Annotated in this window: 19 protein-coding genes and 1 pseudogene; 10 read left to right on the top strand and 10 right to left on the bottom strand. The window is 41.0% G+C overall.

Annotation, left to right across the window (positions count from 1 at the left end):
• The first annotated feature begins 229 nt into the window (after nt 1–229).
• On the top strand, nt 230–1,225 hold the full coding sequence (locus V7K46_RS14600; protein WP_335114230.1) for a nodulation protein NodZ: 996 nt from the start codon (nt 230–232) through the stop codon (nt 1,223–1,225).
• A gap of 236 nt (nt 1,226–1,461) precedes the next feature.
• On the opposite strand, the gene V7K46_RS14605 is transcribed toward V7K46_RS14600, so the two are convergent.
• From V7K46_RS14605 to V7K46_RS14615, 3 genes are all read right to left on the bottom strand, one after another.
• Nucleotides 1,462–2,859: an ATP-grasp domain-containing protein gene (locus V7K46_RS14605; protein WP_335114232.1), complete on the bottom strand. Its 1,398-nt coding sequence runs from the start codon at nt 2,857–2,859 to the stop codon at nt 1,462–1,464.
• Nucleotides 2,860–3,170: 311 nt separating this feature from the next.
• Nucleotides 3,171–4,004 carry an O-methyltransferase gene (locus V7K46_RS14610; RefSeq protein WP_335114234.1) on the bottom strand — a complete coding sequence of 278 codons (834 nt, stop codon included), beginning with the start codon at nt 4,002–4,004 and terminating at the stop codon, nt 3,171–3,173.
• A 4-nt stretch (nt 4,005–4,008) separates the two neighbouring features.
• Entirely contained in the window at nt 4,009–5,241 is a 1,233-nt protein-coding gene (locus tag V7K46_RS14615) for a sedoheptulose 7-phosphate cyclase (protein WP_335114236.1), read from the bottom strand.
• 953 nt (nt 5,242–6,194) lie between these two features.
• Between V7K46_RS14615 and V7K46_RS14620 the strand changes: the two are divergent.
• The 4 genes and pseudogenes from V7K46_RS14620 to V7K46_RS14635 form a co-directional block, all read left to right on the top strand.
• Nucleotides 6,195–6,530 (top strand): annotated as a pseudogene (locus V7K46_RS14620) (class I SAM-dependent methyltransferase); the annotation flags it as partial.
• Between the two features lie 349 nt (nt 6,531–6,879).
• Nucleotides 6,880–7,965, top strand: coding sequence for a M4 family metallopeptidase (locus V7K46_RS14625; RefSeq protein ID WP_335114238.1), 1,086 nt, complete (start codon nt 6,880–6,882; stop codon nt 7,963–7,965).
• Nucleotides 7,966–8,147: 182 nt separating this feature from the next.
• The gene (locus V7K46_RS14630; protein WP_273763618.1) at nt 8,148–8,447 is read left to right on the top strand and encodes a protealysin inhibitor emfourin; all 300 of its coding nucleotides are present in this window, start codon (nt 8,148–8,150) and stop codon (nt 8,445–8,447) included.
• Between the two features lie 100 nt (nt 8,448–8,547).
• Entirely contained in the window at nt 8,548–9,474 is a 927-nt protein-coding gene (locus V7K46_RS14635) for a DUF4437 domain-containing protein (RefSeq protein WP_335114242.1), read from the top strand.
• On the opposite strand, the gene V7K46_RS14640 is transcribed toward V7K46_RS14635, so the two are convergent.
• Nucleotides 9,471–10,991 (bottom strand): amidohydrolase family protein, encoded by a 1,521-nt coding sequence (locus V7K46_RS14640; RefSeq protein ID WP_335114244.1) that lies wholly within the window; start codon nt 10,989–10,991, stop codon nt 9,471–9,473. The two genes, V7K46_RS14635 and V7K46_RS14640, sit on opposite strands and share 4 nt — an antisense overlap.
• Before the next feature lie 117 nt (nt 10,992–11,108).
• Between V7K46_RS14640 and V7K46_RS14645 the strand changes: the two genes are divergently transcribed.
• The 3 genes from V7K46_RS14645 to V7K46_RS14655 all read left to right on the top strand — a co-directional run bounded on the left by V7K46_RS14645 (nt 11,109) and on the right by V7K46_RS14655 (nt 13,592).
• The gene (locus V7K46_RS14645) at nt 11,109–11,903 is read left to right on the top strand and encodes an aspartyl/asparaginyl beta-hydroxylase domain-containing protein (RefSeq protein ID WP_335114494.1); all 795 of its coding nucleotides are present in this window, start codon (nt 11,109–11,111) and stop codon (nt 11,901–11,903) included.
• A gap of 247 nt (nt 11,904–12,150) precedes the next feature.
• Nucleotides 12,151–13,158 (top strand): zinc-binding dehydrogenase, encoded by a 1,008-nt coding sequence (locus V7K46_RS14650; protein WP_335114246.1) that lies wholly within the window; start codon nt 12,151–12,153, stop codon nt 13,156–13,158.
• Between the two features lie 38 nt (nt 13,159–13,196).
• Complete coding sequence (locus tag V7K46_RS14655) at nt 13,197–13,592, top strand: nuclear transport factor 2 family protein (protein ID WP_334726376.1); 396 nt, start codon at nt 13,197–13,199, stop codon at nt 13,590–13,592.
• A 168-nt stretch (nt 13,593–13,760) separates the two neighbouring features.
• Here V7K46_RS14655 and V7K46_RS14660 read toward each other — a convergent pair whose 3' ends face one another.
• From V7K46_RS14660 to V7K46_RS14685, 6 genes are all read right to left on the bottom strand, one after another.
• Nucleotides 13,761–14,237 (bottom strand): hypothetical protein, encoded by a 477-nt coding sequence (locus V7K46_RS14660; protein ID WP_335114248.1) that lies wholly within the window; start codon nt 14,235–14,237, stop codon nt 13,761–13,763.
• 67 nt (nt 14,238–14,304) lie between these two features.
• Nucleotides 14,305–14,478 (bottom strand): hypothetical protein, encoded by a 174-nt coding sequence (locus tag V7K46_RS14665; RefSeq protein WP_335114250.1) that lies wholly within the window; start codon nt 14,476–14,478, stop codon nt 14,305–14,307.
• Nucleotides 14,479–14,760: 282 nt separating this feature from the next.
• Entirely contained in the window at nt 14,761–15,348 is a 588-nt protein-coding gene (hpsU, locus tag V7K46_RS14670; RefSeq protein WP_334962698.1) for a hormogonium polysaccharide biosynthesis acetyltransferase HpsU, read from the bottom strand.
• A gap of 17 nt (nt 15,349–15,365) precedes the next feature.
• Nucleotides 15,366–16,322 (bottom strand): glycosyltransferase family 2 protein, encoded by a 957-nt coding sequence (locus V7K46_RS14675; RefSeq protein WP_335114252.1) that lies wholly within the window; start codon nt 16,320–16,322, stop codon nt 15,366–15,368.
• 23 nt (nt 16,323–16,345) lie between these two features.
• Nucleotides 16,346–17,278 (bottom strand): glycosyltransferase, encoded by a 933-nt coding sequence (locus tag V7K46_RS14680; RefSeq protein ID WP_335114254.1) that lies wholly within the window; start codon nt 17,276–17,278, stop codon nt 16,346–16,348.
• Between the two features lie 134 nt (nt 17,279–17,412).
• The gene (locus tag V7K46_RS14685; protein WP_335114256.1) at nt 17,413–18,237 is read right to left on the bottom strand and encodes a hypothetical protein; all 825 of its coding nucleotides are present in this window, start codon (nt 18,235–18,237) and stop codon (nt 17,413–17,415) included.
• A gap of 312 nt (nt 18,238–18,549) precedes the next feature.
• Here V7K46_RS14685 and cobU point away from each other — a divergent pair, with 312 nt between their 5' ends.
• Together cobU and V7K46_RS14695 are read left to right on the top strand one after the other, a co-directional pair.
• Nucleotides 18,550–19,122, top strand: a complete 573-nt coding sequence (gene cobU, locus V7K46_RS14690) for a bifunctional adenosylcobinamide kinase/adenosylcobinamide-phosphate guanylyltransferase (RefSeq protein WP_335114258.1) — start codon at nt 18,550–18,552, stop codon at nt 19,120–19,122.
• A 52-nt stretch (nt 19,123–19,174) separates the two neighbouring features.
• Nucleotides 19,175–19,594, top strand: coding sequence for a hypothetical protein (locus tag V7K46_RS14695; RefSeq protein ID WP_335114260.1), 420 nt, complete (start codon nt 19,175–19,177; stop codon nt 19,592–19,594).
• Nucleotides 19,595–19,643: the final 49 nt, after the last annotated feature.

Here is a 19,643-nt window from a genome sequence, read left to right on the forward strand (position 1 = left end):
GCAGATGTAGTTTTTCAAATTACCTATATTTGGTCTTTTCTGTCAATGTCTAAGTCGTAGTTTCATCAAAAGATTGGAAAAAACTCCCTCAAGCGTAAGATCAGGATGATTTATTTAGTTATGCTTAGTTTTGTTGGTTCATTATTGATTCTATCAAAGGTGTTTTATGTTGATTACACCCGATGAACGATCACTTATTTTATTTTAAAGTTGTTAGGAGGAATTAGAAATGGTTGGAGATAAATTTTTAGTAGCGAAAGGGAAAGCAGGGATGGGAAATCGTTTTCTCGCTCTCTTGGACAGTATTTTATATACTCAGCTTACTAATAGAAAGATAATTGTTGATTGGAGCGATGAGACTTACTCCGATAGTCGCAGCAATGTTTTTCCTAAATATTTTAATCTTCATCATCTTACTCAAGCTTCAGAAATACCTTCTACTCAATCTGTCAATCCAAGTTTATGGAAGAATAACTTAGAGAAATCTGTGAATGAAGTATTGGGATTATATGAATCTGAAGCTGATTTGAGATACAATAACCCTAGAATATGGGCAAAATATACTACTAATATGTCGCGCATCGATTATAGTGAAGATGTTTTGATTAGATGGTCGTTTGTAACAGAGACTTATAAGTTAAGACAACATTTTTTAGGTGATTTTGCTTATCTACAAAGTCTGAGCAATGAAACTATCTTAAAAAAGATAATTAAAGAAAATCTGAGTTTACAACCTAATATTCAAGCAACTATAAAAAAAACTATAAATAATTCTTTTGAAGATAACGTAATCGGGGTTCATGTTAGATATACTGATAGAAAATCTTCAATTAATACATACTTAAATTTTATTGATAAGATTTATGAAAAAGATCCTAAAATTTTGATATTTTTAGCAACTGATAATAAAGAAGTAGAAGATTTTTTTAGAACTAAATATACTAATATTTTAGTAACAGATAAGTGGTATCCAATGTCAGGATCTTCTTTACATCAGAATCCTGAATGTCCAGATAGGTTTGAAAATGGTGTTCAAGCTTTAGTAGATATCTATTTATTAAGCAAATGTAATTATCTAATATACGACAAAACTTCTACGTTTGGTGTAGTTGCAAAGTTAATTTCTGATATCCCAGAAACTAATATAATTGAAACTTCTCAATACACTTTAAGAGGAAAAGTCAAAAACTTAATTTCTTGGCTCAGAGAAAAGGAAATTCTTTAGTGACTATAGCAGTTCTCAATTACAGGTGTAACAGATTAGTGATTTGGCGTTGTGGAATTTGAGTTTGAAACCCCAATTCCACAGAATTATATTTAGCCTGACGACTTCACCAACTTTTCAGCAATATTGTACTTTGTTTTTGAATTGATAAAGATAAGCTTAGGACTTACGCAAAAATAGCCAAAAAGCTTAGGGCTAACTTAGGAGAAGAATTACTAACTCCTAACTCCCTACCCTCAGTCGCCCCCTAATTCCACCAGTTTGCCGATATTAAAATCAATCTTTACCCAGCCTTTGAGTTGTTGCAGATTTTTTAGCAGAAGTAAGGTAATCTGCCAGTGGTGCAAAGTTAAAAATGGTAGAGGATCATCCATGCGATAGACGGCATCTGTGCCTCGGACTAAGTTCTTCAACCAAGTTTGCAATTGTTTCCCAGAACGAATCCCAGTCAATCGCCAGATTTCGTGATATATCCAGTAAGTAGGCTTGCTATTAGTTAATGGTTGTAGCGGTGCAGCTAGAGGAGTTTTACCAAGATAGGCTTCTGCAACACCTGGGTGATTGTAGAACATTGTAATTGCCGAATGGGTGCGAGGATTACATTCAATGGCGTATACTGTACCATCTTCAGCTTCGATAAGGTCAAGAGACACTTGTCCAGTCAGCCCCAAACTTTTGACGAAGTGTTGCACCCATTCCCGAATTTGGGGATTTTCGACATTTTCATAGTTAATCTGAAATGCAGAAGAATTTGAGCAGCAATGCAACCTTAATTCTCCATCCCGCACCGTACTATGGGTGCATAATTCTTTCCCAGGAATAAATTCTTGCATAATCCAAGGTTTTTCTGGGCTGATGGGTAAACTCTTGACAAAGGCTGCTGTTTCTTCAGGGGTATCACAGGGAAGTTTGGTTAAATTTAAGCGGCGAACTGAGTCGTAAGAAATACTTTTTAGAATATATTTGCGCGTTTCTTTACTAAAATCGAAATTGATAACTTGCTCAGGATCGGTGATTTTAAAAGACTTGGGAACAGATAAACCAAGCGATCGCGCCTGATCGCTAAAGGCAAATTTATCATCCAGCATCTTGGTTATATCAGCATCGAAGTGGAAAACCTCACAGTATTCTGACAGTGCAGACTTTGCCAAAGAGTCGTAATAACTAGCTACAGGGCTGCATACGGGTACATAAACGTCAATCTTCTCTTGTTTGACAATTTCCAATAGCGCCTGGGTGTAGGCTTCTGGGTCGTCTTGTGGTGTAGGAACCGTATAAAAACGACTCACAGCATTTGAGAATCTATGCCCAGATAACCAGTATTTGTGACCTTCAATCAGAATAACTCTGTGTCCTGCTGCATGGAAGGAACGGGCAAGTTGCAATGCTTTGGTCATTTTGCCCCCACTCACCAAGATATTCTGAGGATGAGCAGCAAAGCCAGGTTTTTTTGTAAACGGGCGACGCACAATGCCCCACAGCAGGGATAGTAAAACTACAAAACCGTTGATAGGCAAGGCTATTAGCAATAGTGCTAAAGTACCAAGAGTCTTGAATAGAGCTACTATTTTTATCCTTACACCCTTTGATGGCGTTATGGATTCAGGAACAGATAAAGAAACTGATTGGGCCATAATTTTATTCCTTTGCGTGGAATGCGGTCTTTTATAGGGGCGTACAGCTGTACATTAGTGTCAACTCAACGTTACGGCGGTTAGAAACCGCGTCTACACAAATTTTACCCACCTGCGTAGGTTTCAAACCCTCAATTTTTCCTTAGTCCACCGAGGTGGACGAGAGTTTGTGTAGCCGCGAATTCCATTCGCCCTAGTTCTAGGTTGACACTGTACGCCCCTATTGGATATTGCATCCAAATTGAGAACCGCTATAAAATAGCCTTTTTGTGATGTCTTGAATTGAGAACTACCCGAATTTTCTGTACCTCTTACACTAAGCGTCTAATCAAAGTCAGACCATCTCGTATGGGTAACAGAACTTGCTCTACACGAGGATCTGTGGTGACAATGCGGTTGAATTGAGCGATCGCCTCGCCATTGGCAGTCCGCTGTTCAGATGGTAGGTAAACTTGTCCCTGCAACAAAGTATTATCTACGCAGATTAACCCGTCTGTAGCCAGTAAGTGAGTATCCAAAATAACTTTGAAGTACTCTACATACTCCTTTTTATCGGCATCAATGAAGATCAGATCAAATGATTCTTGTGCTGCCGCCAGCTTGTGGAGTGTTTGTAGAGCGGGTGCCACTTCTACAACAATCTTGTCGCCGTGGGGAGACTCCTGAAAGCAAGTTTGAGCAAATTCGGCAACATAAGAATCTACCTCACAAGCAATCAGTCGTCCATCATCTGGTAATGCTTCCGCCATCGCCAAAGCTGAATATCCTGTGAACATTCCCACTTCTAAGATGGTTTTGGCCTTGGTCATATGCACAAACATCTTCAGTGTCTGTCCTTCAAGATGTCCTGAGAGCATTTCCTGCTCTAGTTGACGCACTGTTTCACCATCACTAAAGCGTTTACTCCAGTCTTCTTTGCTGGTTTTCTGCGCTAGTGCTGTCAATGCTGTTGATTCGGGGGTAGTGCAATCATCCAGGTAAGGATCTAAACCCGCCGCCAATTGTAACCCTTGGCGCAGAGATGTCAATATCTCTAAAGGGATATTACTTTCCTCTGCTATTCTGAGGGTTTTCTGTAGCTGCGCCACCATAATGCTGTGTGGCGTTATCGGTCTAGCGGTATCTCGTCCTAAAATACTGGTCATGTTTTCACACTCCCAATAGTTTGGATTCTTCTTGAGTATCTATGTAAGCGTCAATCCCATCTCCACCACGAGGGTATGTAGCACACAGATTTTTGTGTTCAGCTAAGGCTGCATCTAATTCTTCACGGGTAAAATCGTTGACAAAGAAGCACTCACCAATGGGTTTCGGCATAGCTGCGCGTTGTTTGCCATCTCGTGTCAAGCTAATACACTGGGTAGCATACCAGAGCAAATCCCCATCTAGTAGAGGATGATCGATTGATAAACCGATACGATTCATCAAGCTTAGAATGCGATCGCGTTCCCCAGGTGTAATGTAGCCACGTCTTGCTGCAATGGTTGCAGATAAAGCCATGTCTATATTGACTGCATGACCGTGATACAGAGGTATCATCGGAGCTAATTCTAAGGTCGGACTCCAAGTATGACCGTAGGCAATGACGCGATCAAGGTCTAATTCATGCAAGTTAGGAGTTTCTAACTCCAGCATAGTTTTAATTGCTTCGTAATTGAGTTTGTGAGCGATCGCTTTGAGTTCACTTGTGCCATTCACATATCCAAAGTGAGTGGAAAGCAGTTCTTCGCCATACTCATCCAGCAATTCAAAGACTTCAGAGTTAGCAACAACAGCAATTTTGACTAACTCTGCCATCCCATTACGAACTTGAGCCGTTGGTAATGTTTGCAAAAAGGAGAAATCAAGGATAACTTTCAAAGGAGCATGATATGCACCCAAGCGATTTTTAAACTTGTGATGGTTGACTGCAACCTTAATCGCCACACCTGCATCAATCAAACCAATCAATGTTGTAGGAACGCGAATGTAGTTACTCTTGCGACGGTAAGCAGCACACGCAAACCCAGCTACATCAGTGATTAAACCACCACCCACTACTAACACTGGTTCCTTGCGGATTAAGCCAAAGTCAGAAAAAGCATCAACAATTTTTTCAAAGGTTGCAAGGGTTTTAGCTGGCTCAGTAATCACAATCGGAACTACAGTTACATCAATGTCATAGTGTCTAAAATATGACTTGATTTGCTTCCCATATAGTCGATTGACATTCGCATCAATCACAGTCAGACAGCGACCAAATTTTTTATAGCTGTCTGCAATTTCTCTGTTATTGATATCAAATGCACCGTTTACATAGATAAGACTAAACTCAATTTTTTCGTAACCTTCCACACGAAATTCAGCTTCCGTTGCTTGAAACGATGCTTGAACATTATTCATTGCTGTTAACCTTGATCTAATTGAAAAATTTGTGAAAATTAAGGCAAAATTTTAGATTCACCCTGATGTGTGGCAATAACGAATGAGGCTTATGGACACCTAAAATTTCCGCCACCCTAAAGCAAGCTTTCTTAAGAAAAGCTTATTACTATTAGCAAACGATGTTACTAACTAACACCGTTATTTAGCTAAATTTATGTTAACCTCTTATTCAAGGTTATTTCAAGACTAATCAACTAGTCCCATTCAAAAATATAGGCATGATGCTTGCGCTCTTTTGGGATTGTTGACCTAAATTCAGCAAGTTAACCTTAATTTAGATTAACTCCAGTATTGACTTATAGTAAATTCACCTGAATGCAGATTAACTTCACGATGAACTATGTTATATCCATCTATAGATATAGAGGTTCTATAACTGTTTTAATTCGCAAAATTTCTAATAGAGAAAACTGGATAAATAGTTTATCTCCGGGCTTCCATTTGAGATTACAGCCCTGATTAACCTTCAGTTCGCTGTTTTTTAGCATTAGTCTCGAACCTTTTATCGCTAAACTTGCTACACTCTGTTTTACCCAGAATAGCAGTGGACTTCTAGTTTGATTCAGTTAACTTTCTGTTCAGTATTTAATATACCAAAGTCAGTAGCTTTTGAAAACAAAAATTTTTAATTTATCAGAGTTACTTATTACACATATCAGTTTAACTCAATACATGAGCCATTTTATCTTTACAAATCTTAAAAAAGAGTTAAATTGGCTTTTTAGTTCAAAATCATGGGATTTCAGCTTAAATTGAGAGATAACTTGCTGGTTTATAACATAGAATGTGATATATGTATTCTGCCAAAAGTATATTGAATGAATATTTTTTAATACTAAAAGTTGTTCCTACGATGTAACGCGGATCTCAGTAATAATGATTGATTAGTGTGTCTATTTGTTCTAATCCCCATGCAACAGCTATTTCCCGGAGAGGTATTCGCCAACACTGCTGATTTTGACACTGGTATTCGCCAACTGTTACCTAGATACGATGAGATGTTGGAGGTGATGACCCGTTGTCTACTTTCCCCAAGTCGGCGTATTTTAGAATTAGGTTGTGGTACAGGGGAACTTAGTCTCAAGATACTCAACCGCTGTCCAGATGCCCAAGTAATTGCCCTATATTACTCACCTCGAATGCTGCAATTTGCCCAAGATAAAATCACAGCAGCAGGATATCAACAACGGTGGGCTGGTAGACAAGCAGACTTTGGCGATTGGGCAAATAATCCAGGGAAGTTAGATAAGCCTTATGGTAACAAAACAGCAATAAATAAGATTATTTCCCTTGATCAGAACTAATATATAAACGCGTTAGGTCTGTGAAGGAGGTCTTGCTAACTCATGCAAGGATTTTGGCTGAAACTTGCGGTATCGAAGCTGTCCTTGTATTTTTATGCAATATTTACACATCAGAAGTACCCGTAAGGGTACTATCAATCCTCCACAGACCTATCTGAAAATACAAAGGAGAGAATTTTCTTCAGAAAAGAAACCAGGGAAACGCGATTTGCATTCTTTTTTCTGCTCTTTTCTCTAGTGCAGTGAAAGCCACTGTTTGCCATCACTTAGTTTCAAAAGGAGAATATCTTGGATGGCTCGAAATAAAAAGAAATCAGCTAGGTTTAAGTATGAGCATCCACTTGCCTCTAGGTGCCCGATTTGTTGTATTGTTCCGCCCCACATGCTGGAAAATGTGGCGGTGAATGGCAACCCCCAGCAGCGGAGTTGGGCTTTTCATACATTAAATGTTTCGGCACAATTTCTGGGACGGAGAAATGTCATAGGTAATGTCTCATTTGCACCTTCTCCGGGTGAGAAGCGCCGCACTATTTACGATGTTAAAAATGGGCAGCAACTCCCCGGCACATTGGTGCGTGCTGAGGGCGATCCTCCTAGCAGTGATCCAGCAGTGAATGAAGCCTATGATGCTGCTGGTGCTACTTATGACTTGTTTCATGAGATATTCGATCGCAATTCGATTGATGACAAGGGACTGCGTTTAGACTCCACTGTGCATTATGGCGTCAAATATGACAACGCCTTTTGGAACGGTGACCAAATGGTTTATGGTGATGGGGACGGAGAACTGTTTCAAGGCTTCACGAAGTCAATTGATGTGATTGGGCATGAGCTAACTCATGGTGTAACCCAGTATGAAGCGGGTTTACAGTATTATGGCGAACCAGGGGCACTGAATGAATCCTTTTCTGATATCTTTGGTTCCCTCGTGAAACAAAAGACCAAAAATCAGACTGCACAAGAGGCTGATTGGCTGATTGGCGAAGGTCTTTTGGCACCCACTGTTAAAGGTATTGCCCTGCGCTCAATGAAAGCACCGGGAACAGCATATGATGATCCAGTACTGGGTAAAGATCCACAACCAGCCCATGTGAAAGATAAATATACTGGTTCTGATGATAACGGCGGGGTGCATATCAACTCAGGAATTCCTAACTATGCTTTTTATCTAGCGGCTGTGGAAATTGGAGGCTATGCCTGGGAAACGGTTGGTAAAATATGGTACATAACTTTACGCGATCGCCTGAGTGCCAAAGCAGATTTTAAAAAAGCTGCCAACGTCACCATTCAAGTTGCTGGCGAACTCTACGGTGATGGGAGTAATGAGCAGAAAGCTGTGCAGAGCGCTTGGCAAAAGGTGGGAGTTATTAAGAGTTAGGAGTAGAGACGTGATTAATCGCGTCTGTGCAGGAGTTTTTTCTTAACTTCTAACTCCTAATTCTTAACTCCTAACTTTACTTTTAGATGTGTTGTTTGTTGTTGCTAAACTGGGAGGTGAAAACTATCATTTCCCAGTCTTTGTATTTCTCCCAACTAAGTAGCACAACGGAGAGCAAAAAAATGCGGATATCCTTTGAACGCACGGGCGGCTTTGCTGGGATTACCAAGAAAACAACCGTTGATACAGACACTCTCCCGCCAAATGAAGCCGCCACACTTTCTTGCTTAGTAGAAGCTGCTGATTTATTTAGACTACCTGAACAAATTACTTCGCCAAATCCCCAGAGCGATCGCTTTCAGTATAAGTTAACAGTAGAAGATAACGGTAAGCAGCATACTGTGACTGTCAGTGAGTCAGCATTGCCAGGAACTTTAAGACCCTTGATTGAATGGTTACAAACAATAGCACAAAAAAGGTAATTTGCTGAATTAGCAATTGAATTTTTAAAGGAAAATCGAGTCAATCCAATATAAACTTAAATACCTAAGGAGAAGCATATAACTAGGAGAGTGTGAAGTCATGGGCGAAGAGAATATAAATTTTAATTCCGCAGAAGAAAACCAAACTGATGATTTTTTGCATGTAGCATCTGTAAAAGAGAATTGGGGTGGAGACGGAAGAGGGCGCATGAACCTATCAGGAAGGTGTACAGCAATCTCCAAAGAGTATGTAACTCGCCAGTACCAATTTTTTGATACAAATGCCATACCAGAAGAACACGGTTGGCGAGTGAGTGGAATGCCAGATAATGTACCATTTGGAAGTAGGCGATCGCTAACATGGCATGACTGTGGTGCATCCACTTCAAAAGTAGTTTTATCGCCTCAGTTTGAAGCACCTTCTGGCATCTTTACTGCCGATTTAGAGATTTTTGTACTCAGGGGTGCAATTCAATTAGGTGAGTGGCAATTAAACAAGCATTGCTACTCCTTTATCCCCGCAGGAGTGAGAGTAGGTCCTTGGAAAGTGCAAGGCAATGAAGAAGTTGAAATACTCTGGATGGAGAATGGTCCTATTCCATTGATATATAAGAATGCAATCAACGATCATCCAGATGCTAAACTGCATGACTTCATCCCTGCATTGGATAGCAAATTGCTACCGTGGAGCAAGACAGATACAGTTCAATTTGAGGTAGCTAAAAAAAAGTACTTAAGAAAAAATAGTAATGGGGGTGGAGTATGGTTGCTTGCTATCTTACCACATTACGATGGCAGGTATCAAATGATTCAATCTTATAATGAAGAAGCATATGGTTTAGTTGGATACTGTGATATAGGAAATTACAGTTTTGCAAAAGACCACTTTGGTTATTCTCCTAGCTTTAGCACTCTTCCTAGACACACAACGGACGATGGCGCTTTGTTCTTCGTCAGAGTTGATAGGGATTTATCACAAGTTGGAACAGTCTTATCATATGCGCCTAAAGATGCATACGCTTTTTAAGCAGCAAAGTTTTTGTGAGAATTACTAGAAGGTCTTTTTAAATAACGTCCAGTGGGTGAACCTAGAACCTGTCCGTTGTTATAAATAAGATTTCCACGTAAAAACGTACTTTTCACCCTCCCAGTTAACTCCACTCCTTCAAAGGGCGTGTAACCCTGTTGTGACTCTGACTCAGCCGCACGTACCACAAAACTTTCATTGGGGTCTACCAGCACCAAGTCAGCATCATAGCCAATGGCGATATCACCTTTTTCTAACAAACCAAAGCGCCGGGATGGGTTCCAAGATAGCAACTTAGCCATGTGGTTGTAAGACATTCCCCGCTTGCTACCTTCACTAAATACACCAGAAAGTAAATATTCTGTACCGCCAAAACCAGACTTTGCTAACCAAATATTATTCGAGTCTTTAGCACTTCTTTTTTGTTCAGCAGAACAGCAAGCGTGGTCACTAACTATCCAATCTACTTGATTGTTGAGTACTGCTTGCCATAAGTATTCCACATCGGCACGGGGACGAATAGGAGGGTTAACTTTTGCCCAAATTGTATTGGGAGTATCGACATCTAATAACAAATGTCCGACAGTAACTTCTCGCCGAAAATTGATATGGGGAAAAGCAGTTTGCATAGTCAAAGCTGCTTCCATTGCTTTACGTGAACTCAGGTGCAACAAATTGATATTTGCACAGTTAGTTTCATGTGCCAAATAAGAAGCAATGCAAATTGCTAAACCTTCAGAATGAGAAGGACGTGCTGCACTATAGGCATGTAGTCCACTAAGACTAGAATCATTTTCAACTATTTTGGTATAAGCGTTGAGAATTTCTGCAACTTCGCAGTGCAAACTCAAGCTGATAGTATCTCGCGCTTCTGGATGTTTTTCTATCAAGCGAGTTAGACCGCGCATAATAAATTCAAAATGGGCGAAGTCGTACCGTTCCTCTTTGTTAATCATCAAAAAGAGGTTTTGCTGGTCTGACAAACCATGCAATCCATAACCGCCATAAAACATGAAGATTTTAAACGAAGATACACCGTGTTCCTCAAACAATAGAGGTATTTCATCGATATGCTGGCTAGCTATAGGTGCAACGTGATAGCTGTAATCTACAAAAAAATTACCTGCGGATAACGCCAACACCTCTGGAAAAAAATCGCGGTAGGAGCCGCCTTTGTTAAGATAATACTGCCCTGTACGGATGTAATTTAAGCTGGTAGTCACGCCTCCCATAGCGGCTGCTTTGGTTTCAGTCACAGCATCTTTGTCGAGGGGTTGATAGATACCGATGTGCATATGGGCATCCACGACCCCAGGAAAGCCTAGCAGGTTTTTGCCATCAAATACCTCTTTAGCTGTGTCTGGGCTAATATTAGGGGCAATCTGAGCAAATTTTCCATCCTTAATTCCTAAATCAAGTAATGCCGCAGCTACGCCCGTCGTAGACATCGCATCCTGATGGGGACGAACTACGCGCACATTTTTGATAATTTGATCTAATAGGGGGGTTTCAGACACAGTAGACCTCACACTAAAATGAGTTTAGTCAGGAATTCCAACATCGAATCGTGACGAAGACCAAATCTGATCATTATATAACGGTTTTTTATGAAAACATCTTCAGGAGAAAAGACAATGGAAAGTTTTAATGAGTATCATATAGACCCAAGGGAATTTGCTTTTCTCAAAAATTTTCAAGATAGCTGGCAAGTTATTAGAGATGAGTTTACAAGCTTTATTAATAATGCATCTAATGAAGAGTTAAAAATCACTTACGAGATTTTGGGACCTAAAAGTAAAACAATTAAAACAAAAAGTAATGCAAAATACACTGCTTTTGGGATTTTATTTCAGGGTATATTTATTGAAGAATATATTCAAGCACATCAAATAGAATACCCTGATTATGGGTTAGATGATGCATCACAAAAAGCACTTGCATTAAGAGAGAAATTTTTCCCAAATTTGGCTAAGGTGATAGAAAAAGTGAACTTTAGCGATGATGGTGTACTCAGAAATGTGTATTTTGGTACATTCCATCCAGGCTTGGATATCAAGCTACATGTGAACTATAACCCTCATATGAATCGTGGCTATCTAGGATTGATTGTGCCAGAGGGGGATGTGGCTATGAAAATATGTCATGAGCAGCTTTATTGGTATGAAGGAAAATTTCTGGTTTTAGATCACAGCTATCCACACTGTCCGCATAATTACACCAATTATGACAGAACTGTCTTGGTTGTAGACTTTTTTAAACCGGATAAACCTAGAGAGGAAATTATCCAATTTGAAAAAGAGCAAGTCACACAACGTATGCAAGATAATCCTTACAGCTTAGGTGTTTTTGGTAAAAGCGATAAAGCTAAAGAAGAAGATTTTATCAAGTATGGTTTAGCTCATCAATTAGAGTGGGATAAAGCTTTATAAGCCGAGAGGATATCTGAGAAGGGCGACTAGAAGTCCGCAGCTATACAATCAAAACCCGCCTATCGCGCTTGCACTGCGCTCCGCGCATTATGCGGGTTTAAAATCAATAGTCCGCCTTCGCTGACTTCGTGATAATTTTTTCTAACGAACCGCAGAGAGAATTAATAGAGATTTTCACAAATTATTTAGAATTGCTATCTACGTTAAAACTAATAATTGAATAGTAAGGTAAAATTAAGATTTAGAGATGAACGCAATAAACTACAGAAAGTTAATAGCAAAGCAACTAAATCAAGATTTTAAATTTGCTGTTGAAGTTGTAGAAATTCCTATTCCCAAACCGACTGAAAGTCAACTTTTAATTCAAAATAAATTTGCTGGCGTTAACGGTGGCTTTGATACTTTACTTTGTCGTGGTGATGTTCCCTATGTTAACTTAATTCCTCCCTTTGATTTAGGTGTGGAAGCTGTGGGTAAAGTTGTCGCTATGGGTGAAAATGTTAAAGATTTTCAAATAGGTGATGCTGTCATAACTACAGCGCGTGGCGGCGGTTATCGAGAATATCAGGTTATCGATGCAAACTTAGCAGTCAAAGTGCGTGAAGCTACACCAGAAGTTCTAACCCTGATTCCTACAGGTGTATCAGCCTTGGTGGCATTGGAACAAGTAGGGGAGATGAAAAGTAATGAAGTGGTTTTAGTGACAGCAGCAGCAGGAGGAACGGGTCATATTGCGGTGCAATTGGCAAAGTTAGCTGGTAATCATGTCATTGGTACTTGTAGTTCTGAGGCGAAAGCAAAGTTATTGAGAGAATTAGGGTGCGATCGCATTATCAACTATCGCACAGAAAACCTCAATCAAGTTCTCAAGCAAGAATACCCCAATGGGATTAATCTAATTTTTGAGTGTGTAGGTAAAGCCGTATTTGATACCTGTGTTGAAAACTTGGCAGTGCGGGGACGGTTAGTAGTGGTTGGTTTTATATCAGAATATGCAAATAATGTAGAACAAATTACACAATCACGTATTTATCACCAGCTATTTTGGAAAGCAGCTTCTGTGAAAGGCTTTCTCATGCCTCATTATAAAGAACATATAGCAGAGGCACGCGATCGCCTATTAAACCTGTTCTACACAGACAAACTCAAAGTAGCCGTAGACTCAACACAGTTTCAAGGCATAGAATCAATTCCCGACGCTGTAGAATATCTTCTCAGTGGTCAAAATTGTGGCAAAGTGGTTGTGAGGTTTTAAGTAACACGGTATTAGTTTATATCCAGCCGGGAGTGAGAATGACACAAGATTCAGAAAATACTTTAAAAGTCGCTCAACAAGCATTTGAGCATTTTACACATGGTCTGGCCACAGGAGAGTGGCAAGCATTTCTAGATATGCTCACAGAGGACTTTACCCTTTGGTTTCCCGTGGGTAAATTTCACGGGTTAAATGTGGGAAAAGAACGAGCTAGAGAGTTTTTTGAGTACGTTTCTGAATCATTCCAAGGCGGACTCACCCTGACCCTAGACCGTTGTACTAGTAATGATACAACGGTTGTTTTTGAGTTTCGGGATGAGGGACGTTTGTTAGAACAACCTTACAAAAATCGTTTAGCAGTTTCTTGGGATGTGCGTGGAGACAAAATTTGCGCCTATCGAGAATACTTTGGCAGCGATGGGAAATCCTATTAAATAATTCGTAATGAGGCTCTCTATGAGATGCTGCGCGTAGCTTGCTTCCCCGTAGGGGTACGCGGACTCGTAAAGCCTGCGGCATAGCTTCGCTTAGGGCGCAGCCTCTCGTAGAGAAGAGAGCTTCGCTAACGTAATTCGTAATTAAGAATTATTTCATTCACTCCCCTAGTTCCTCTCAGGGTTGAGTTCGTTGATTTCTTTACATTTAGCCTCTGCGGCTTGATATGCTGCTAAATAGTCTTGACCACCCAACATCACATCACCGTAATATTCATAAGGTGGATGACCATAGATTGGCAATGGATCATCTTCTGGATAATCTTCTTTCGATTCTTCAATGATGGCCTTCAGTTTTTTAACGGTCAGCCTTTGTGCAGCAAAATACCAGAGTTCTTGGGGATTTTTGTTCAAGTGCGGTAATGTGGGATCGATAATGCGGACATCGGAGGCGTCGCCTAGCTCAATCCAACTGTGTTCAATTGGTCTGTATGGCTTCCCGACAAAAGCTAAAAACCCCTGAATATATGTTGCTCCCTCAGTCGATAATACTGCTTTGTAAGCATTATCAAACGGAGTGCTAGCTCTGCTGTTTATAAGTTCAGCAATTTTGATTGACAGCGTTTCATCCAATAGTTTGTTCATCAATAGCAAGGATTAGAGCAGCCATGAAAACATATTACCACTGCTACTTCCTGTCTTGCTTGGGGATTCAGAAAGCTGAGGGATATAAGGGAGGCTTGGAACCTCGTGCATCAAGCTCAAAGACTCGTTCATCCACCTCAAAGACTGGTTCATCCACCTCAAAGACTGGTTCATCTCCCTCAGAGGATGTCTGAAAAGTTTTTTGTATACACCGAACGCTTATAGTTCCCCCTAAATCCACGCCACTTGCTTATGGGCAGCCAATGCGGTTTGTCTCGTTCCCAGTCTCAGACTGGGAATGCCTAATTAGAGGCTCCGCCTCAAAACTAGCGGCACCGCAATGAAAGAGCATTTCCAGCCAGAGGCTCTTAACCAGATTTTAAACGAGTTTTTGCTTAAGTTGACACATATGAGCAATGATGTGCCCCTACAAGTGGTCTGTATTCCATGCAATTGAGAACCACTATAAATATGTAGAAAATTTAAGGGCGCACAGCTAGCTGTGCGCCCTAACTATGTTTATTTATAAAATCACGGGTTTTGTGGGGGCATCAAGTTTTATCCGAACCGTCTTGGGACAACAGGGGCTTCCCCAACAAACTTGCCCAGAAGGCATATTAGTAAAAACACTGCTACGAGCGCCAATCACAGCATTAGCCCCGATTTGCACTCCCGGCCCAACAAAACAATCTGCTGCCACCCATGCACCATTGTTAATAGTAATACTCGCTGTTTTCAACCCAAAGGCAGGGTCTTGGATATCATGACTACCAGTACACAAGTAACTTTTTTGGGAAATTACGCAGTGTTCACCGATGTGGATCTGATCGAGGCTGTATAAAACTACGTTATCTCCAATCCAACTGTAGTTGCCAATGGTAACTTTCCAGGGGTAGGTAAAACGGGCGGTAGGTCGAATTAATACGCCTTTACCGATCCGAGCGCCAAATAGTCGTAGCAAAGCACAACGCAGAATATTTAACGGTTGAGGAGTCAGGGGAAAGGCGATCGCTTGTACAAACCACCATAAGAAAATATACCAACTTGGACGTCCCCGATCAAACCAAGATTGGTCATATTTGCGTAAATCTACGAAAGCGTCATTAGTCATTAGTCATTAGTTATTTATCAGGAATCAATGGTCAATAGCTTTCCTTCTGATCCCCTGCTCCCCTTTTCCCCATCTCCTTCCTTTGAGCTAGTTGCAGTATTTAAGTGACCACCACAGTTGCGTAATTCGTAAAGCTTAACGCCAATTTGATATTCATATTGACTCAGCAAGCGTGCATAGATATATCCTGCTTTGCCATCCAAAAAACCACGTTGAATAATATAAAATAAAACAAACCGTAAAATGGGTTTAAATGGCAGGCGTACCCACACTTTTTTCAAAAAGCGCTTGCGTTGGACTGCATCACCAAATAGATTGGCATCGATAGTACCGCTATTATCTTTACCTGTGAGAATATTAAGATAAACACTAGCTTCCCAGTTTGAATAGCGGTTGTGTCGTTCTAACCAGTGGTAAAGGTCGCGGAAGTCCTCGTGGAGCATATCATTTTTGAGATACTCAACTTTGCCCTGCAAAATCACATGTTCGTGAACTTCATTGTCACCAGTGTTGGGAATATCTTCTGTATGTAGGTTTTCGTAGCGACCTTTTTTATGTTGAAATAAACGTAGATTCCAATCGGGATATTTACCACCGTAACGAATCCATTTTCCTAAGAAAAATACGCGGCGGTTGAGATAATAACCTGCATATTCCTTGTTTTGAATTGCTTGGTCAATTTCTTCCCAAAGTTCAGGAGTGATCCGCTCATCACAATCTACAATTAGCACCCATTCGTTGCGGAACGGGAGATTATCTAAAGACCAATTTTTCTTTTTGGGCCAGCGTCCATTGAAGCTAAATTGCACGACATTTACACCATGACTTTTAGCAATTTCAACACTGTTGTCGCTACTTTGAGAATCTACTACAAATATTTCATCTGCTCTGGTGAGACTTGCGAGACAGGCAGGCAAGTTTACTTGTTCATTTTTTGCCGGAATTAGTACTGAAACTGGTATTTTAGATGGCATACAAGTATAAATTATGTTATTAGTTATTTCTTATTTGATGTAGATAAAAGACCCTGAATAGCAGCATTTAAGTAACCAATCTGACCGTAAGCATATACAAGTTTGTCAAACCGTTCTGCTGGATCAGAAAAATATTGCAATGCCTTATACAAGCCGCGCACAAACCGTTCGCTACCTCGCTGCAATTGAGCGATTCCAGCTTTACCAGCGAGTTGTTCTCGATAGCATTCACTAATACCCTGCCACCAGCCTCGGTTTAAAAACCAGGAGCGTTGGAGACGCTCTGGGGCAACATTGTGAGCGACTAGTGCTTCGGGAAGATAAGCGACTTGCCAAGCACGTTGTAGGGCAAATTCGGTCATTTGCAGTTCTTCATTTGATAATAGATTTTTCCCTACTCGACCGAGATGAGGATCAAAACCGCCAATTTCATCCAGGAAACTGCGGCGGATGGAGTAATTTAAGCCTCTGGGTGTTAAGCCAGGTTGCTCGATGTAGATGCTACTGTCACCCAAATCGTATGCACCCAGATTTGCAGCTAGCCCTGGAGATAGCCACCGTGGTTGTTGGATTCCTGGGGGCCATAGGAGAGTGACTTTGCCACCTGCGATCGCTAGTTTAGAATTATTGTAATAGGCAAAATATAAAACTTGTAGCCAGCCAGGGCTGGCAACGGCATCGTCATCCAGATAAGCAAGAATATCACCACTGGCTACTTTTGCACCCGTGTTGCGGGCGACAGATAAACCGATGGTGGGTTCAAATACATACTTCAGACGCGGATTGTGGGCCCTTTGTTCTACAACCTCACGGGTGCGATCGCTAGACCCATTATCAACTACCACAATTTCAAAGTCAGCAGCAAAATCCTGCGCTAAAAGACTATCAATTGCAGCCCCTAAATAGGTATCTCGATTATGAGTACAGATAATGGCAGAGATTTGCGTGTCTGGCATAGATTTAATTTTGGATTTGAGATTTGGGATTTTAGATAAAAATCTTAAATCCAACGCACACCTACTGAAAGTCAATCTAAACCAAAAATTACCAACCCACCAACCGAGTTTCTTCGGAAATAATCTTTAAAACTTTACGTTTGTTGAATATGACTGTGTAAAACTACAAGTGTTTGGGCTAGTTGACTCAGACGAGTTTCCAAAGATTGCTTGCGCCCCAACAGTTGACGTAACTTTTGGTAACGCGCGATCGCCATGCTAACATTGGCAACCTGATCCGGTGGACATGGGCGCGACCAGACTTTACCAGCATCGTCCACACCACAGAGGCGATAGCCAGTAATAGATGATTGATAAGATACTTTTCCACCAGTGGCGCAAATTTTTTCTACGTAGTTCATCAGGCGGTCAACTTCTGCATGGCGCAGTGTTGCAGTTCCTCCCGGTTCTGGTTCGGTGGGATTGGATTCTAACCAGCCATTGACAATTGGACCTTCTAAGTAAATATCCTGAATTTGCTCTAAGATATTTTGCAGTTCTGTTTGCCAATCGGCGACACTTTCCTGAATTTCTTGCAATAGATTCATCGCCAATGCTGGATTAGCTCCGTGGCGATGGCTACTAAAGCTCGGAGTTTTCAACTTGGGTAGGCTGGGTGTTTTGCTACCATTCTCTTGTGCTTGAAAGGTCTGCACAGAGTCATGGTGAGGAAAGAAATTTTGTTCAGGAGGATAATCACTCTCAGTATCTACGCCGAGGTCAACTGTTTGTCCTTGTGGATTAAGTTCCCCATCCTGGGAGGATGGAGTCTGTGTACTTTCTGTGGGTTCGTTGGCTCCGACGCTGATTCTAAAGGAGAAAGGTCGTTTTGTCGAATCACCTGCTTCGGCGGCAGAGGCAGTGCCGCGATTCCCTAAATCGTGTAGAGTTGCTTCAATACGTTTTAAGCCTGCGTTCATAAAGACATCCTAAAGTTTGCTGTCCCCAATGGTGTTGAATAATTAAGAATGGGGTTGTTGGGATTCTAGGCTTTTGCCAGTTGTAACATCAACGATGCTGGTGCTAATTTTATCCCTTAAAAGTTATTTGAAACCAAAAATCTCACCTCCGAAGTAAAAACTGCGGTGATAAATTGCAATTAGTACACTGTGGTGAAAGTTTGCCTACCTTAAACTTGGGGATTTTGCCCCAAGTTTAAGCCTCAAGTCTTGCTAATTGAAATGGTAGCTGAATTTACAGCTACTTATTGTTAAAATACTCAGGAAACAACTTTGGGTAAAATCATCTTAGTAACAGGGCCAGCACGATCTGGTAAAAGTGAATGGGCGGAAACTCTGGCCATGCAGTCAGGAAAAGCAGTTGTTTACGTAGCAACAGCCACCGATAACCCAGATGACCAAGAGTGGCATCAACGGATTTTAGAACACCAACAACGTCGTCCCCAAGACTGGGTAACTTTATCTGTACCTGTGGAACTGTCTGCTACCCTTGCTGATGCCAAACCCTATACCTGCCTTTTAGTTGATTCTTTAGGAACTTGGGTTGCTAATCTCTTAGAACAAGACGAAGCTACCTGGGAAAATATCCTTACAGAGTTGTTAGAAACGGTGGATCTTGTTGCTGCTGATATGGTGTTTGTAGCAGAAGAGGTTGGCTGGGGTGTGGTGCCAGCTTATCCGATTGGAAGGACGTTCCGCGATCGCCTGGGTTCTTTGGTGCGCCAGCTAAGTGCGTTCAGCGAAACTGTTTATTTAGTTACTGCTGGTCATGTTCTCAATCTGGGCGTCCTTGGTTCGCCATTGCCAAATAGAGGGGAAGGAGGAGTGAGGAGTCAAGATTCTTAACTCTTGATTCAAATTAATCCAAAATCTAAAATCTAAAATCTAAAATTGTAATATGGCAACTAAACAAGAAGTTAGAGGATACCTCGCCTACTGGTTTCAGTTGGGTAAGAAATTGATTACGTTCAACGGTAAGGCAAGCTTTTTGCCCCAATCGGTGCTAAATGGCGATCGCTATAGTGAAGAATTTGAAGAGTGCTGGCAAAAAATTCTCTCACCCGAATCGGGTGATTGTTACCTAGAGGGTACACATGAAACCATTGCTGAACTGTTGACACCAGCATGGGAGATGCTACCTTGCAGCCGATGCAGTATGCCAGTAGCAGCGCGAAACGTCGGGATGCCGACATTGTTATGCCCCTGCAATAATTTACCTAACTGGCCTAATACCGAATTGCCAGCACCGCGAGAGCCAATTAAGACTCAAGACCAACTCAAAACAATTCGCGATCGGCTTGTAGATAATATTGCGTAAACAAAGAACCAATTTGTAAATCTGACAAGTTTTTTCTAATTATTAGGAC

The sequence above is a fragment of the Nostoc sp. genome, assembly GCF_036917395.1.
Classification (GTDB): Bacteria; Cyanobacteriota; Cyanobacteriia; order Cyanobacteriales; family Nostocaceae; genus Nostoc.

What these genes read in the sequence shown, in the direction of transcription:
- V7K46_RS14600 (WP_335114230.1), top strand. Translation starts at nt 230, where the DNA reads ATGGTTGGAGATAAATTTTTAGTAGCGAAAGGGAAAGCAGGGATGGGA.
- V7K46_RS14605 (WP_335114232.1), bottom strand. Translation starts at nt 2,859, where the DNA reads ATGGCCCAATCAGTTTCTTTATCTGTTCCTGAATCCATAACGCCATCA.
- V7K46_RS14610 (WP_335114234.1), bottom strand. Translation starts at nt 4,004, where the DNA reads ATGACCAGTATTTTAGGACGAGATACCGCTAGACCGATAACGCCACAC.
- V7K46_RS14615 (WP_335114236.1), bottom strand. Translation starts at nt 5,241, where the DNA reads ATGAATAATGTTCAAGCATCGTTTCAAGCAACGGAAGCTGAATTTCGT.
- V7K46_RS14625 (WP_335114238.1), top strand. Translation starts at nt 6,880, where the DNA reads ATGGCTCGAAATAAAAAGAAATCAGCTAGGTTTAAGTATGAGCATCCA.
- V7K46_RS14630 (WP_273763618.1), top strand. Translation starts at nt 8,148, where the DNA reads ATGCGGATATCCTTTGAACGCACGGGCGGCTTTGCTGGGATTACCAAG.
- V7K46_RS14635 (WP_335114242.1), top strand. Translation starts at nt 8,548, where the DNA reads ATGGGCGAAGAGAATATAAATTTTAATTCCGCAGAAGAAAACCAAACT.
- V7K46_RS14645 (WP_335114494.1), top strand. Translation starts at nt 11,109, where the DNA reads ATGGAAAGTTTTAATGAGTATCATATAGACCCAAGGGAATTTGCTTTT.
- V7K46_RS14650 (WP_335114246.1), top strand. Translation starts at nt 12,151, where the DNA reads ATGAACGCAATAAACTACAGAAAGTTAATAGCAAAGCAACTAAATCAA.
- V7K46_RS14655 (WP_334726376.1), top strand. Translation starts at nt 13,197, where the DNA reads ATGACACAAGATTCAGAAAATACTTTAAAAGTCGCTCAACAAGCATTT.
- V7K46_RS14660 (WP_335114248.1), bottom strand. Translation starts at nt 14,237, where the DNA reads ATGAACAAACTATTGGATGAAACGCTGTCAATCAAAATTGCTGAACTT.
- hpsU (WP_334962698.1), bottom strand. Translation starts at nt 15,348, where the DNA reads ATGACTAATGACGCTTTCGTAGATTTACGCAAATATGACCAATCTTGG.
- V7K46_RS14675 (WP_335114252.1), bottom strand. Translation starts at nt 16,322, where the DNA reads ATGCCATCTAAAATACCAGTTTCAGTACTAATTCCGGCAAAAAATGAA.
- V7K46_RS14680 (WP_335114254.1), bottom strand. Translation starts at nt 17,278, where the DNA reads ATGCCAGACACGCAAATCTCTGCCATTATCTGTACTCATAATCGAGAT.
- V7K46_RS14685 (WP_335114256.1), bottom strand. Translation starts at nt 18,237, where the DNA reads ATGAACGCAGGCTTAAAACGTATTGAAGCAACTCTACACGATTTAGGG.
- V7K46_RS14695 (WP_335114260.1), top strand. Translation starts at nt 19,175, where the DNA reads ATGGCAACTAAACAAGAAGTTAGAGGATACCTCGCCTACTGGTTTCAG.